The organism is Xanthobacter sp. 126, from assembly GCF_000526175.1.
In the GTDB taxonomy this organism is placed as follows: Bacteria; Pseudomonadota; Alphaproteobacteria; order Rhizobiales; family Xanthobacteraceae; genus Xanthobacter; species Xanthobacter aminoxidans.
Window position 1 is genome coordinate 2,091,890 of the sequence record NZ_JAFO01000001.1, and the last position, 13,952, is coordinate 2,105,841.

General features: G+C 67.7%; 19 protein-coding genes. All 19 read left to right on the forward strand.

Features of this window, described 5'->3' with window-relative positions:
- The 19 genes from rpsH to XAN126_RS0110085 all read left to right on the forward strand — a co-directional run bounded on the left by rpsH (position 1) and on the right by XAN126_RS0110085 (position 13,798).
- A complete protein-coding gene (gene rpsH / locus XAN126_RS0109995) occupies positions 1 to 399 on the forward strand; it encodes a 30S ribosomal protein S8 (RefSeq protein WP_024278454.1) in 399 nt (132 codons plus the stop codon).
- Between the two features lie 14 nt (positions 400 to 413).
- Positions 414 to 947, forward strand: a complete 534-nt coding sequence (gene rplF / locus XAN126_RS0110000; RefSeq protein ID WP_024278455.1) for a 50S ribosomal protein L6 — start codon at positions 414 to 416, stop codon at positions 945 to 947.
- Positions 948 to 959: 12 nt separating this feature from the next.
- Positions 960 to 1,322: a 50S ribosomal protein L18 gene (rplR, locus tag XAN126_RS0110005; protein WP_024278456.1), complete on the forward strand. Its 363-nt coding sequence runs from the start codon at positions 960 to 962 to the stop codon at positions 1,320 to 1,322.
- Between the two features lie 17 nt (positions 1,323 to 1,339).
- Positions 1,340 to 1,897, forward strand: a complete 558-nt coding sequence (rpsE, locus tag XAN126_RS0110010) for a 30S ribosomal protein S5 (RefSeq protein WP_024278457.1) — start codon at positions 1,340 to 1,342, stop codon at positions 1,895 to 1,897.
- 30 nt (positions 1,898 to 1,927) lie between these two features.
- A complete protein-coding gene (gene rpmD, locus XAN126_RS0110015; RefSeq protein WP_024278458.1) occupies positions 1,928 to 2,110 on the forward strand; it encodes a 50S ribosomal protein L30 in 183 nt (60 codons plus the stop codon).
- 10 nt (positions 2,111 to 2,120) lie between these two features.
- Positions 2,121 to 2,597, forward strand: a complete 477-nt coding sequence (gene rplO, locus XAN126_RS0110020; protein WP_024278459.1) for a 50S ribosomal protein L15 — start codon at positions 2,121 to 2,123, stop codon at positions 2,595 to 2,597.
- A 515-nt stretch (positions 2,598 to 3,112) separates the two neighbouring features.
- On the forward strand, positions 3,113 to 4,447 hold the full coding sequence (secY, locus tag XAN126_RS0110025; protein WP_024278460.1) for a preprotein translocase subunit SecY: 1,335 nt from the start codon (positions 3,113 to 3,115) through the stop codon (positions 4,445 to 4,447).
- Position 4,448: 1 nt separating this feature from the next.
- The gene (locus tag XAN126_RS0110030; RefSeq protein ID WP_024278461.1) at positions 4,449 to 5,036 is read left to right on the forward strand and encodes an adenylate kinase; all 588 of its coding nucleotides are present in this window, start codon (positions 4,449 to 4,451) and stop codon (positions 5,034 to 5,036) included.
- A 349-nt stretch (positions 5,037 to 5,385) separates the two neighbouring features.
- On the forward strand, positions 5,386 to 5,754 hold the full coding sequence (gene rpsM / locus XAN126_RS0110035; RefSeq protein WP_024278462.1) for a 30S ribosomal protein S13: 369 nt from the start codon (positions 5,386 to 5,388) through the stop codon (positions 5,752 to 5,754).
- A gap of 122 nt (positions 5,755 to 5,876) precedes the next feature.
- On the forward strand, positions 5,877 to 6,266 hold the full coding sequence (gene rpsK, locus XAN126_RS0110040; RefSeq protein WP_024278463.1) for a 30S ribosomal protein S11: 390 nt from the start codon (positions 5,877 to 5,879) through the stop codon (positions 6,264 to 6,266).
- A gap of 156 nt (positions 6,267 to 6,422) precedes the next feature.
- Entirely contained in the window at positions 6,423 to 7,439 is a 1,017-nt protein-coding gene (locus tag XAN126_RS0110045; RefSeq protein ID WP_024278464.1) for a DNA-directed RNA polymerase subunit alpha, read from the forward strand.
- Between the two features lie 103 nt (positions 7,440 to 7,542).
- Positions 7,543 to 7,959 (forward strand): 50S ribosomal protein L17, encoded by a 417-nt coding sequence (gene rplQ / locus XAN126_RS0110050; protein ID WP_024278465.1) that lies wholly within the window; start codon positions 7,543 to 7,545, stop codon positions 7,957 to 7,959.
- 180 nt (positions 7,960 to 8,139) lie between these two features.
- On the forward strand, positions 8,140 to 9,597 hold the full coding sequence (locus tag XAN126_RS0110055; protein ID WP_024278466.1) for a DegQ family serine endoprotease: 1,458 nt from the start codon (positions 8,140 to 8,142) through the stop codon (positions 9,595 to 9,597).
- Positions 9,598 to 9,605: 8 nt separating this feature from the next.
- Positions 9,606 to 10,916: a replication-associated recombination protein A gene (locus XAN126_RS0110060; RefSeq protein WP_024278467.1), complete on the forward strand. Its 1,311-nt coding sequence runs from the start codon at positions 9,606 to 9,608 to the stop codon at positions 10,914 to 10,916.
- 83 nt (positions 10,917 to 10,999) lie between these two features.
- Entirely contained in the window at positions 11,000 to 11,230 is a 231-nt protein-coding gene (locus tag XAN126_RS0110065; RefSeq protein WP_024278468.1) for a hypothetical protein, read from the forward strand.
- Positions 11,227 to 11,508 (forward strand): type II toxin-antitoxin system RelE/ParE family toxin, encoded by a 282-nt coding sequence (locus tag XAN126_RS26190; RefSeq protein WP_024278469.1) that lies wholly within the window; start codon positions 11,227 to 11,229, stop codon positions 11,506 to 11,508. The genes XAN126_RS0110065 and XAN126_RS26190 overlap by 4 nt, the downstream gene beginning before the upstream one ends.
- A gap of 7 nt (positions 11,509 to 11,515) precedes the next feature.
- A complete protein-coding gene (crcB, locus tag XAN126_RS0110075; RefSeq protein WP_029876996.1) occupies positions 11,516 to 11,911 on the forward strand; it encodes a fluoride efflux transporter CrcB in 396 nt (131 codons plus the stop codon).
- A gap of 130 nt (positions 11,912 to 12,041) precedes the next feature.
- On the forward strand, positions 12,042 to 13,103 hold the full coding sequence (locus XAN126_RS0110080) for an RluA family pseudouridine synthase (RefSeq protein WP_348550920.1): 1,062 nt from the start codon (positions 12,042 to 12,044) through the stop codon (positions 13,101 to 13,103).
- On the forward strand, positions 13,100 to 13,798 hold the full coding sequence (locus XAN126_RS0110085; protein ID WP_024278472.1) for a hypothetical protein: 699 nt from the start codon (positions 13,100 to 13,102) through the stop codon (positions 13,796 to 13,798). The genes XAN126_RS0110080 and XAN126_RS0110085 overlap by 4 nt, the downstream gene beginning before the upstream one ends.
- Positions 13,799 to 13,952 lie beyond the last annotated feature (154 nt).

The following is a 13,952-nucleotide window of genomic DNA, read 5'->3' on the forward strand; positions in this document are numbered from 1 at the left end:
ATGGCTGTAACTGATCCCATCGGCGATCTGATCACCCGCATCCGCAACGCCCAGATGCGCCGCAAGGACAAGACCTCGACCCCCGGCTCGCGTCTGCGTGCCTCGGTCCTCGATGTCCTGCGCGACGAGGGCTACATCCGCGGCTACACCTCGACCGACCACGGCAACGGCCGGACCGAGTTCGAGATCGAGCTGAAGTATTTCGACGGAACGCCGGTGATCCGCGAGATCTCCCGCGTGTCGAAGCCCGGCCGTCGCGTCTATGCGGCGGTCAAGAACCTTCCCCGCGTCGCCAACGGTCTCGGCATCGCCGTCGTCTCCACGCCCCAGGGCGTGATGGCCGACCACGAAGCCCGCGACAAGAACGTCGGCGGCGAAGTGCTCTTCACCGTGTTCTGACGACGGAGGACAAGATGTCGAAGATCGGCAAGCTGCCCGTCGCCATTCCGGCCGGCGTCACCGCCAGCCTGGACGGACAGACGGTGAAGGTGAAGGGCCCCAAGGGCGCCCTGGAAGTGATCCTGGTGGAAGAAATCGCCGCCAAGATCGAGGGCTCGGAAATCAAGCTCTCGATGAACGGCGAGACCTCCCGTCACAAGGCCATGTGGGGCATGTCCCGCACGCTGGTCTCCAACCTGGTCGAAGGCGTGACCAAGGGCTTCGAGAAGAAGCTCGAGATCACCGGCGTCGGCTACAAGGCGGCGGTGCAGGGCAAGAATTTGAACCTCTCGCTCGGCTACAGCCACGACGTGATCTACGCGATCCCCGAGGGCATCCAGATCGTCACCCCCAAGCCCACCGAAGTGGTGGTCACGGGCATCGACCGCCAGAAGGTCGGACAGGTGGCGGCGGAGATCCGCGAGTTCCGTGGCCCCGAGCCCTACAAGGGCAAGGGCGTCAAGTATGCCGGCGAATTCATCTTCCGCAAGGAAGGCAAGAAGAAGTGACGGAGGCGAACCATGGCTAAGGATTTGGAGGCGCAGGCGCGCCGCAAGGCCAAGGTGCGCCGTGCGATCCGCGTTGCTGCGAACGGGCGTCCGCGCCTGTCGGTGCACCGGACCTCGCAGCACATCTATGCGCAGGTCATCGACGATGCGAAGGGCGAGACTCTCGCCGCCGCGTCGAGCCTTGAGAAGGACCTGCGCGGGTCGCTGAAGACCGGTGCGGACACCGAGGCCGCCAAGACGATCGGCAAGCTTGTTGCCGAGCGGGCGATGGCCAAGGGCGTGACTGCGGTCGTCTTCGATCGTGGCGCATACATCTATCATGGGCGCGTCAAGGCGCTCGCTGAGGGCGCCCGCGAAGGCGGCCTTCAGTTCTGACGCAAGGACGAGCGAACATGGCCCGTGAACGGGAACAGCGCCACGAGCGCGAGGACCGCGACAATACGTTCGTGGACAAGCTGGTCCACATCAACCGTGTCGCCAAGGTGGTGAAGGGCGGCCGTCGTTTCGGCTTCGCTGCCTTGGTGGTGGTGGGTGACCAGAAGGGCCGCGTCGGCTTCGGCCACGGCAAGGCCCGTGAGGTGCCGGAGGCGATCCGCAAGGCCACCGAGAGCGCCAAGCGCGCTCTCATCCGCGTCCCGCTGCGCGAAGGCCGGACCCTGCACCACGACGTGCATGGTCACCACGGCGCCGGCAAGGTGGTGCTCCGCGCCGCGCCGGCGGGTACCGGCATCATCGCCGGCGGCCCGATGCGCGCGGTGTTCGAAACCCTTGGCATGCACGATGTGGTGGCGAAGTCCTTCGGGTCTTCCAACCCCTACAACATGGTGCGCGCCACCTTCGACGCCCTGAAGAACCAGGACTCGCCGCGCTCCGTCGCTGCGCGTCGCGGCATCAAGGTCTCCCAGCTCCAGTCCCGCCGCCGCGTCGAAGACGCGGAAGCGACCGACTGAGCGGCGCAGGCCGAAGGATAGGATTGCGCCATGAGCGACAAGACCATCACCGTGGAGCAGATCGGCTCGCCGATCCGCCGCCCGTTCGACCAGGAGGCCACTCTCGTCGGTCTCGGGCTGAACAAGCGGCACCGCCGCTCCACTCTCAAGGATACCCCGGCCGTCCGCGGCATGATCGCCAAGGTCGCCCACCTCGTCCGTGTGGTCGAGTGAGGAGCGGGACATGAAGCTCGACGAAATCAGGGACAATCCCGGCGCCCGCAAGAAGCGGATGCGCGTGGGTCGGGGCATCGGCTCCGGCAAGGGCAAGACCGCAGGTCGCGGCGTGAAGGGCCAGAAGGCCCGGACCGGCGTCGCCATCAAGGGCTTCGAGGGCGGCCAGATGCCGCTGCATCGTCGCCTGCCGAAGCGCGGCTTCCACAACATCTTCCGTCTGGACTACAACGAGGTCTCCCTCGCCAAGATCCAGGCTGCGGTCGATGCCGGCCGTCTCGACGCGGGCCAGCCCGTGACCGAGGCCGCCCTCGTCACCGCCGGCGTGCTGCGCCGGGTGAAGGATGGTGTGCGCGTTCTCGGCACCGGTGATCTCTCCGCCAAGGTGACGCTGGAAGTGGCCTACGCCACCAAGTCCGCCGTCGCCGCCGTGGAGAAGGCCGGTGGCTCGGTGAGCATGCTCGCGGCGGCTGTCGAGGCCGAGTGAGCCGAGGCTGATCCGGAACAGGGGACGGCGCGGGGCTTCATGCCGCCGCGCCGAACCCATGTTCGGACCAACCTCTTGCGGATGCCCGGCCCAAGGCCGGGTCTTTGCGTCTCGGGCGGCCGTTCGGGCGCTCGGGTTCAGGTGACGCTCCGGTGCCGCCGAAGGTGTGACGGGCGCGATGGCCCTCTTGGCCTCAAGCGCCCGAGTCGGGATCGCTCCCGCGTGCCCGGGTGGCGCGCCACCGGGCGGAACCGGCTTTCCTGCCGGCCTGCGGCCTTCCGTCGCGCCGGCCCCAGTTTGCCCCAACGCTCCGTTCCGGACTTCCTGTCCTGGACGCGCCCGGGCAGCGGCCCATGGCACTCCCGCCAAGGGTCCAGCGCCTCGGCAAGGGAGCCTGGTACCGGACCGTCGGCGGGGAGCCCTTGTCCCTCCGCCCGGTCCCTCTGCCTTGGCACCCGAGCGTTGCGCCCTCATATAAGGGCCGCCCACCAGGGTGGCGTCCATCGGAGCAAGGCATGGTCTCGGCGGCGGAACAACTCGCGGCGAACCTCAATTTCGGTGCCCTCGGCAAGGCCGAGGAGCTGAAGAAGCGCATTTGGTTCACCCTCGGCGCGCTTCTCGTCTATCGGCTCGGCACCTACATCCCCATGCCCGGCATCAATCCGGACGCGCTGGCGGACGTCTTCAAGAACGCCCAGCAGGGAATCATCGGCCTCTTCAACATGTTCTCGGGCGGCGCCGTGCAGCGCATGGCCATCTTCGCCCTGAACATCATGCCGTACATCTCCGCCTCCATCATCATCCAGCTCCTCACCAGCGTCTCGCCGACGCTGGAGGCGCTGAAGAAGGAAGGCGAGGCGGGCCGCAAGCAGCTCAACCAGTACACCCGTTATCTCACCGTGGTGCTGGCCCTGTTCCAGGCCTACGGCATCGCTGTCGGTCTCGAGGGCTCGGGCAGCGTGGTGGCGGAGCCTGGCTGGTTCTTCCGTATCTCCACGGTCCTGACGCTCACCGGCGGCACCATGTTCCTGATGTGGCTGGGTGAGCAGATCACCTCGCGCGGCATCGGCAACGGCACCTCGCTCATCATCTTCGCCGGCATCGTCGCCGAGCTGCCCGGCGCGTTCGTGCGCACGCTGGAACTCGGCCGCGAGGGCGCCATCTCCACGGTGGTGATTCTCGGCATGCTGGTGATGGCCGTGGTCGTCATCGGCTTCATCGTGTTCATGGAGCGCGCCCAGCGCCGGCTGCTGATCCAGTATCCCAAGCGCCAGGTGGGCAACCGCATCTACGAGGGCCAGTCCTCGCATCTGCCGCTGAAGCTGAACACGTCGGGCGTCATCCCGCCGATCTTCGCCTCCTCGCTGCTGCTCATTCCCACCACCATCGCCAGCTTCATGCAGGGCTCGGGGCCGGAGTGGCTGCAGACCGTCACGACCTACATCGGCCACGGGCGTCCGCTCTACATGGTTCTGTATGTGGCGCTGATCGTGTTCTTCTGCTTCTTCTACACCGCGATCGTGTTCAATCCGGTGGAGACGGCGGACAATCTGAAGAAGCACGGCGGCTTCATTCCCGGCATCCGTCCGGGGGAGCGCACGGCCGAATACATCGACTATGTGCTCACCCGCATCACCGTCGTGGGCGCCGCCTACATTGCGGCGGTTTGCCTCTTCCCCGAACTGCTGATTTCCTACGCCTCTCTTCCGTTCTATTTCGGAGGAACGTCGCTTCTGATCGTGGTCAGCGTGACCATGGACACCGTGTCCCAGATCCAGGGACATCTGTTGGCCCACCAGTACGAAGGACTGGTCAAGAAGGCCAAGCTGCGCGGGGGGAGGAGGAAGTAATATGAGGCTGGTGCTGTTGGGCCCGCCCGGGGCAGGCAAGGGAACTCAGGCACAGCGGCTGGTGGCCCGTCACGGCATTGTCCAGCTTTCCACCGGAGACATGCTGCGCGCGGCGGTTGCCGCGGGTACGCCGGTGGGGCTGAAGGCGAAGGCGGTGATGGATGCTGGCGGGCTGGTCTCCGACGAGATCGTCATCGGCATCATCGCCGAGCGCATCGGCGAGGCGGACGCGAAGAATGGTTTCATCCTCGACGGCTTCCCGCGCACGGTGGCGCAGGCCGAGGCGCTGGACCATTTGCTCACCGAGAAGGGCCTCAAGCTCGACGCGGTGATCGAGCTGGTGGTGGACCAGGAAAAGCTGGTCAATCGCATCCTCAACCGCGCCGCCGAGGCCGCCGCCAAGGGTGAGCCGGTGCGCAAGGATGATGATCCGGTGGTCTTCAAGACCCGCCTGGAAGCCTACAACCGCGACACCGCTGTCGTGGCGCCCTACTACAAGGCGCGCGGCCAGCTGAAGCAGATCGACGGCATGGCGCCCATCGATCAGGTCACCGCCGCCATCGACGGGGTGCTCGCCGAGGCGGTGTGAGGGCAGGGGCCTCCGGCCCTCGTGTCACAGATTGAGTACCCTTCCGTCGGATGGCGGGAGGGTCTTTCTGTTTCGGCCGGGGCTGATGGCGTCGCGTTGCGCTCATTGTGGCGAATCCATCGCGTCGGCGTGAAGCTGCCCGCCTTGACCCATCGCGGAATCTCCGCTATGGGCACTCCCTCGCTTCGGAACAGGTGCCGTTCGGTCCACCCGGAAGGGTCGGACAGGGCGGTAGCTTTGTCGTATCCGGGGCAGCTTTCGTCAATATCCCGCAGGGGCCGGCCTCCACCGGACGCGGGGACAACAACCGGCCGGCGGCCTTCGGGCTCCGGCGCACATGGAGAGCGCAGTGGCTCGTATTGCAGGCGTCAACATCCCGACCAACAAGCGCGTCGTCATCGCGCTCCAGTACATCCACGGCATCGGCCCCAAGAAGGCTGAAGAGATCGTCGAGAAGGTGGGTATTCCCGCCGAGCGTCGCGTGAACCAGCTGACCGATCAGGAAGTGCTGCAGATCCGCGAGACCATCGACCGCGACTACATCGTGGAAGGCGACCTGCGCCGCGAAGTGGCGATGAACATCAAGCGCCTCATGGACCTCGGCTGCTACCGCGGCCTGCGTCATCGTCGCGGCCTGCCCGTGCGCGGCCAGCGCACCCACACCAACGCTCGCACCCGCAAGGGTCCGGCGAAGCCGATCGCCGGCAAGAAGAAGTGATCGGCCGCAAGGCTTGAGAATTGGGGAGGCCGGCCAAGCCGGCCTTTCCCCGTTGACCGGCCCGTTAAGGGCCATCCCGAGCGCCTGGAGTTACGGGCGCGCCTGAAGGATCTGAGAGACAGATGGCTAAAGAAGCAACACGCGTGAAGCGCCGCGAGCGCAAGAACATCGCCTCCGGCGTGGCGCATGTGAACGCCTCGTTCAACAACACCATGATCACCATCACCGACGCCCAGGGCAACACCATCTCCTGGTCCTCGGCCGGCGCCATGGGCTTCAAGGGCTCGCGCAAGTCCACCCCGTACGCCGCGCAGGTCGCGGCCGAGGATGCGGCCCGCAAGGCGGCCGAGCACGGCATGCGCACCCTGGAAGTGGAAGTCTGCGGTCCGGGTTCCGGCCGTGAGTCTGCTCTTCGCGCGCTGCAGGCGGCGGGCTTCCTCGTCACCTCCATCCGCGACGTGACGCCGATCCCGCACAACGGCTGCCGTCCGCGCAAGCGCCGTCGCGTCTGATCCGCTCTTCGTTCCTCCGCGGACCCGGTCCGCGGGGGTCAAGCCCGGTTTCTCCTCCCCCGAGCGGGACGGGCCAGGCTTCTGGTGGACGGCCTCCGGTTGAGGCTCACCACCCCGGCAGCTGCCGTGGCCCGGCGAGAAAGCAAGGTGAAGCAAGTGATTCAGAAGAACTGGCAAGAGCTGATCAAGCCCGAGAAGCTGCAGGTCAATCCGGGCCACGATCCCAAGCGCCTGGCGACCGTCGTCGCCGAGCCGCTGGAGCGTGGCTTCGGCATGACCCTCGGCAACGCCCTGCGCCGCATCCTCCTGTCGTCGCTGCAGGGCGCGGCGGTGACCTCGATCCACATCGACGGCGTGCTGCACGAGTTCTCGTCGATCCCCGGCGTGCGTGAGGACGTGACGGACATCATCCTCAACGTGAAGGATGTGGCCATCAAGATGCAGGGCGATGGCCCGAAGCGTATGGTGGCCAAGAAGACCGGCCCCGGCGTGCTGGTGGCCGGCGACATCCAGACCGTCGGCGACGTGCAGATCCTGAACCCGCATCTGCCGATCTGCACCCTCGACGAGGGTGCGGAGCTGCGCATCGAGTTCACGGTCGACACCGGCAAGGGCTACGTGGCCGCCGACCGCAACCGTCCCGAGGATGCTCCGATCGGCCTGATCCCGATCGACAGCCTCTACTCGCCGGTGCGCAAGGTCTCCTACAAGGTCGAGAACACCCGCGAGGGTCAGATCCTCGACTATGACAAGCTGACGCTCCAGATCGAGACCAACGGCTCGATCACGGCCGAGGACGCGCTGGCCTATGCCGCGCGCATCCTGCAGGACCAGCTGGAGATCTTCGTCAACTTCGAGGAGCCCAAGCGCGAGAGCGAGGCGACCGCGATCCAGACGCTGCCGTTCTCTCCGGCCCTGCTGAAGAAGGTGGACGAGCTCGAGCTCTCCGTCCGTTCGGCCAACTGCCTGAAGAACGACAACATCGTCTATATCGGCGACCTGATCCAGAAGAGCGAGACGGAGATGCTCCGCACGCCGAACTTCGGCCGGAAGTCGCTCAACGAGATCAAGGAGGTGCTCGCCTCCCTCGGCCTGCATCTCGGCATGGAAGTGCCCGGCTGGCCGCCCGAGAACATCGAAGAGCTGGCCAAGCGCTTCGAGGAGCACTACTGATCCGCAATCCGGGGCGGCCCGCTGCCCCGACCCCTTTCGAGCGGCCCGAGCCGCGCAACCAATCGACCGGCTCGTCCGTCGCCATCTTCAGGAGTTCGCCGTCATGCGTCACGGCAAGGTACACCGCAAGTTCAACCGCACCTGGGAGCACCGCAAGGCGATGTTCTCCAACCTCGCGGGCGCCCTCATCACCCACGAGCAGATCGTGACCACCCTGCCCAAGGCGAAGGATCTTCGCCCGGTGGTGGAGAAGCTCGTGACCCTCGCCCGTCGCGGCGACCTGCACGCCCGCCGCCAGGCCATCGCCGAGCTGAAGGACCAGGCCGTGGTCAAGAAGCTGTTCGACGTGCTGGCGCCCCGCTATGCGGCCCGCCCGGGTGGCTATACCCGCATCGTCAAGGCCGGCTTCCGCTATGGCGACAACACCGCCGTCGCGGTGATCGAGTTCGTGGATCGTGACGTGGACGCCAAGGGCGCCGCCGACCACGCCCGCACCGCCGCTGCCGCGGAAGCTGCGTGAGCTTCAGCTGATTTGAGGCTATGAAAAGGGCGGTCCTCGGACCGCCCTTTTTTCGTTCGAGAGAACGTCTTTCGTTGCAGGGATCGGCTGAACCGCGCGAATCGGCCGTGCCTCCCGCCGCAGCGGGAACGGATCTCCCCGACCGGCATTGGGCGCGGAACAGGCTTCAAGGGTGGCGCAATGTTCGCACGTCTCTCACGTCCGGCGGCTGTGGCCGCCTTCGGTCTCCTCCTCGCCACGGGCGCCTTCGCCCAGCCGGCGGCGCAGCAGCGGGTGCCGGCATCGCAGGCGGAGGTAACGCTCACCTTCGCGCCTGTGGTGGCGAAGACGGCGCCGGCGGTGGTGAACGTCTATGCGCTGAAGACGGCGCAGCAGCGCGTCAACCCCATCTTCGATGACCCCTTCTTCCGCCGCTTCTTCGGCATGCCCGGCCCCGGCGGTTCCGGTGGCCCCGGCGACGGTCCCGGACTGCGCGCGCCCGAGCGGGTGCAGCGCTCGCTCGGCTCGGGGGTGATCGTCGATCCCGCGGGGCTGGTGCTCACCAACTACCATGTGATCGAGGGGGCGGACGAAATCCGCATCGCCCTCAACGACCGGCGCGAGTACGAGGCGGAGGTGCTGCTGCGCGACCAGCGCACCGACCTCGCCGTGCTGCGCATCAAGACCGAGGCGAAGGAACGCTTCCCCTTCCTGGAGCTGGGCGATTCGGACGGGCTCGCCGTGGGCGACCTGGTGCTCGCCATCGGCGATCCCTTCGGCGTCGGCCAGACGGTGACGCAGGGCATCGTCTCGGCGCTGGCCCGCACGCAGGTGGGCGTCTCCGACTATCAGTTCTTCATCCAGACCGACGCGGCCATCAACCCCGGCAATTCGGGCGGACCGCTGGTGGATATGGCCGGGCGTGTGGTGGGCATCAATTCCGCGATCTATTCGCGGTCCGGGGGCTCCCACGGCATCGGCTTCGCCATTCCCGCCAACATGGGCCGAGTGGTGGTGGAGCAGGCCAAGAGCGGGTCCAAGTCCGTGCGCCGGCCGTGGCTGGGCGCCCGGCTCCAGCGGGTGACGCCCGACATCGCCGAGAGCCTCGGCCTGCCGCGCCCCACCGGCGTACTGGTGCAGAGCGTGACCGCCGGCAGCCCTGCCGCCAAGGCCGGGCTCAAGACCGGCGACCTCGTGGTGTCGGTGGAAGGGCAGGGGATCGATGATCCCGAATCCCTCAACTACCGCCTCGCCACCCGCCCCATCGGCGGCAAGGCGGCGCTGCTGGTGAACCGCTCCGGCAAGGAGCAGACCCTGGTGGTGGTGCTGGAGGTGGCGCCGGAGACGGTGCCGCGCGAGGAGCTGCTGCTGCGCGGCCGCTCCCCCTTCGCCGGGGCGACCATCGTGAACCTCTCCCCCGCCGTCGCCGAGGAGCTGAAGGTGGACGCCAACGCCACCGGCGTCGTGGTCTATGACGTTCAGGACAATTCCCCCGCCGCTGCGGCGGGCTTCCGCCCCGGCGACGTGATCGTCGAGGTGAACAACGAGAAGGTGGGACGCACCGGCGATCTCGGACAGCTTTCCGCCGTGCCCCAGCGCGGCTGGCGGGTCACGGTCCTGCGCGGCGGGCGCAGCATCACCGCTGTCCTGCGCGGCTGAGGGCTCCGATGGGCGATCTGTTCGAGGCCGCGGGCCTGGGGGAGGGGGTGGCGCGGCCGCTTGCCGACCGGCTGCGCCCGTCGCGCCTCTCGGAGGTGGTGGGGCAGGACCATCTGGTGGGGCCGGATGGCGTGCTCTCGCGCATGCTGGAGACGCGGTCCCTCGGCTCGCTCATCCTGTGGGGGCCGCCGGGCACCGGAAAGACCACCGTGGCGCGCCTGCTCGCCTCGGCGACCGACCTGCACTTCGAGCAGATCTCCGCCATCTTCTCCGGCGTCGCGGACCTCAAGAAGGTGTTCGAGCAGGCTCGCGGCCGCCGTCTCTCCGGCACGGCGACGCTCTTGTTCGTGGACGAGATCCACCGCTTCAACCGCGCCCAGCAGGACAGCTTCCTGCCCGTCATGGAGGACGGCACGGTGACGCTGGTGGGCGCCACCACGGAAAACCCGTCCTTCGAGCTGAATGCGGCGCTTCTCTCCCGCGCGCGGGTGCTGGTGTTCCGCTCCCTCGATGCCGAGGCTGTCGCCAAGCTGCTCGCCCGCGCCGAGGAGGTGGAGGGCCGGGAGCTGCCGCTCACCGAGGAGGCGCGCCTCGCGCTGGTGAACATGGCGGACGGGGACGGCCGCGCCTCCCTGACGCTCGCGGAAGAGGTGTGGCGCGCCGCGCGGCCGGGCGAAGTGTTCGATGTGGCGGGCCTGAGCGAGGTGGTGCAGCGCCGCGCGCCCATCTACGACAAGAGCGAGGACGGCCACTACAATCTCATCTCCGCCCTGCACAAGGCGGTGCGCGGCTCCGACCCGGACGCCGCGCTCTATTATCTCGCGCGCATGCTGGATGCGGGGGAGAGCCCGCTCTTCCTTGCCCGGCGCATCGTGCGCATGGCCATCGAAGACATCGGCAATGCCGACCCGCAGGCCCTCGTGGTGGCCAATGCGGCGAAGGAGGCCTACGACTTCCTCGGCTCCCCCGAGGGCGAGCTGGCGCTGGCGCAGGCGGTCGTCTATGTGGCCACCGCGCCGAAATCCAATGCCGTCTACACCGCCTTCAAGGCCGCCATGCGCGTCGCCAAGGAGGGCGGCTCGCTGGTGCCGCCCAAGGTCATCCTGAACGCGCCAACCAAGCTGATGAAGGCCGAAGGCTACGGCACCGGCTATCGCTACGACCATGACGAGCCGGACGCCTTCTCCGGCCAGAACTATTTCCCCGAGGCGCTGGGCCGCCAGAATTTCTACCGCCCGGTGGAGCGCGGCTTCGAGCGCGAGATCAGGAAGCGCCTGGAGTATTGGGCGCGCCTTCGGGCCGAGCGCGGCGGGAAATAGTGGGGCAAATAGCGTGGGCAAATAGCGTGGGTTTGGGCCTTCGTATATGATCCGCCCACAGGCTGGCACCGACGAAGACCACCATGACCCGGCTGATGCGCGAACTCATCGAGAAGCTCGAAGCCCTGCCCGAGGCGGAGCAGGACGCGCTCGCCCGCGAATTCCTCCATGTGATCGAGGCCGGCGCTGCGGAAGGCGATGTCTACGTCCTCACCCCCGAGCAGGAGGAGGAGGTCCGCCGCGCGCTGGAGGACGGGGAGCCCGTCCTTGAAGAGGAGGAGGCGCGGCGCTTTCTGCGCGGGCTCGGCGCGTGAGCTTTCGTCTGCGCGCGACAGCCCGCAGGCACATCGAGCAGATCGATGCCTATCTGCGCGCGCAGAGCCCCGTGGCAGCGACCGGCGCCGCACGGTATTTCCTGACGACCTTCGAGCGACTCTCCGCTTTCCCCTATTCGGGGCATCCGACCTCGCGGACGGGGGTGCGCGCGACAGCGATTCCCGGCACGCGATATGTCGTGACCTATCGCGTGCTTGAGACGGGAGATGTCGAAATCATCGCCGTCCTCCACACTGCCAGAGACCGAAAGGCCTGACCCTCCCATGGCGTTCTCTTTGCCCCCCGCCCTCATCGTCTTCCTCGGCGCCGGTCTCGGCGGCACCATCCGGCATTTCGTGAACATGGCTGTGCCGCGGCTGCTGGGGACAGGCTTTCCCTTCGCCACCTTCCTCATCAACGTGTCGGGCAGCCTCATCATGGGGCTGATGGCGGGCTATCTCGCGTTCAAGGACGGGGAGGGGTGGACGCAGCCGGTGCGGCTGTTCCTCACCACCGGGGTGCTGGGCGGCTACACCACCTTCTCCACCTTCTCGCTGGATTTCCTCTACCTCGCCGAGCGCGGGGAACTGGGGACGGCTCTCGCCTATGCCCTCGGCTCGGTGCTGCTCGGCTTCGGCGGCGTCTGGGCCGGCATCATGCTGGTGCGCAGCCTGACGTGATCGGGATATTTTCGCCGGAGGTGGCCACGGCGCAGCGAAAGCTCTATTGCTGCGGCATCAAAGGGTTTGCGCGAGGACTAGGTCGAATATGGCTGTCGTGACCAGAACCGTGGCCGAGGACGAGGCGGGCATGCGCCTCGACCGCTGGTTCAAGGTGCATTATCCGGACCTCTCCTTCGGGCACCTGCAGAAGCTGGTGCGCACCGGGCAGGTGCGGGTGGACGGCGGCCGGGTGAAGACCTCTTCCCGCGTCGAGCCCGGCCAGAGCGTGCGCATTCCCCCGCTCGGCATGGAAGAGCCCGAGGCGGCGCCCCCCGCGGCGAAGGGGGCGCGCAGCGAGGCCGGCAAGGACGGCGCCCGCGCGACCGCCGCAGAGCCAGGAGCCAATCCGTCTGCCAATCCGCCGGCAAAGCCCCGCGTGTCGAAAGACCCGGCCGTGCGCAAGCTGGAGGAGGACCGGGCCTTCATCAAATCCATCACCCTGTTCGAGGACAAGGACGTGATGGTGCTGAACAAGCCCTTCGGCCTCGCGGTACAGGGCGGCTCGGGTACCTACCGGCACGTGGACGGGCTTCTGGAGGCGCTGAAGGACAGGGACGGGCAGAAGCCGCGCCTCGTCCACCGCATCGACAAGGACACCTCCGGCTGCCTGCTCATCGCCAAGTCGCGGCTGGCGGCGTCAGTGCTGGCCAAGAGCTTCCGCTCGCGCGAGGCGCGCAAGGTCTATTGGGCCGTGGTGCCCGGCGTGCCTAAGCCCCGGCAGGGGCGCATCTCCACCTATCTTGCCCGCGACGAGGACGAGGAGAAGATGCGCGTCGCCCGCCATGGCGAGGACGAGGCGAGCCACGCCATCACCTATTATGCGGTGGTCGATCAGGCCGCGCAGAAGATGAGCTGGCTGTCGCTGAAGCCGGTCACGGGCCGCACCCACCAGCTGCGCGCCCATCTCGCCCACATCCACCACCCGATCCTCGGCGATCCCAAGTATTTCGACATCGAGAACTGGGAATTGCCCGGCGGCCTGCAGAACCGCCTGCATCTGCTGGCCCGACGGCTCGTCATCCCGCATCCGCGCGGGCAGGGGGTGATCGACGTGTCCGCGCCGCTGCCGCAGCACATGGCGCAGACCTTCGCGGTGCTCGGCTTCGACGCCTCCCAGTACGATCCGATCCTGGAAGCGCCCGAGGGATGAGGCGTGCCGCCCTGGGGTGGCTTGCGGCGGTGGCATTGGCCGTTGCCCCGGCTGCCGTGGGCGGTGCCGAGGCCGAGCGGGACGGCGTGCTCTATCTGTTCCGCGACCTCCAGATCGCCCAGGCGACCGGCTTTCCCGACTACGGGATCAGTGGGGAGGGCGCCGGCGCCACGGCCTCGGGCGGCCGCCTCTACGGGCCGCGGGCGCGGGTGACGCTCACCCTTGATGTTCCGCACGGATATCTGCGCATCGACGACCGGGGCGATGGGGACGGCGCGACGCCTTTCGTCACGGAAGTCGCCGTGTGGTTCGACCGGGAGGGATTCCCGCTGCTCGGCCTCAGCGAGCGCGCGCTGCGCGGCGGCGTGCCGTTCGGAGGGCGGGTGCGCTTCTATTCCCATGCGTCCGGGCGGTGGAATCTGGTCACGGACGCGGTGATGCCGTCGCAGGACCAAAGCCTCTGCCGCACCGGGCCGCAGGAGGTGGACGAAAGTACGGCCGCGTTCGAGGGCCTCGGCCGGGCCATCACCCTGCTGCCGCGTCAGGGCACCGACCTTGCGGTGTGGTGCGTGGCGCCCAGCCCCGTCGCGGGAACCGGCCGGGTGCTCGAATGGGACCGCGCCACCGCCCACTTCACGCAAGGGCAGCTTTTGCCCGGTCCGCCGCCCTGGCCGGATGCGCCCGCGCCGCGCTGAAGCCGGCGTCTTCGACTTTGGTCTGACCCTTGCCGCATTCGGCAATCCGGTAACCGCCTCCGGCTTGAAGTCGCGGCATCTTCCCCTATGGTGCGGGCCAAGGCCTGATGGCCAAAGAAGAAGCACTCCGGAGCCTCTCCGGTCGCGCCCGAGG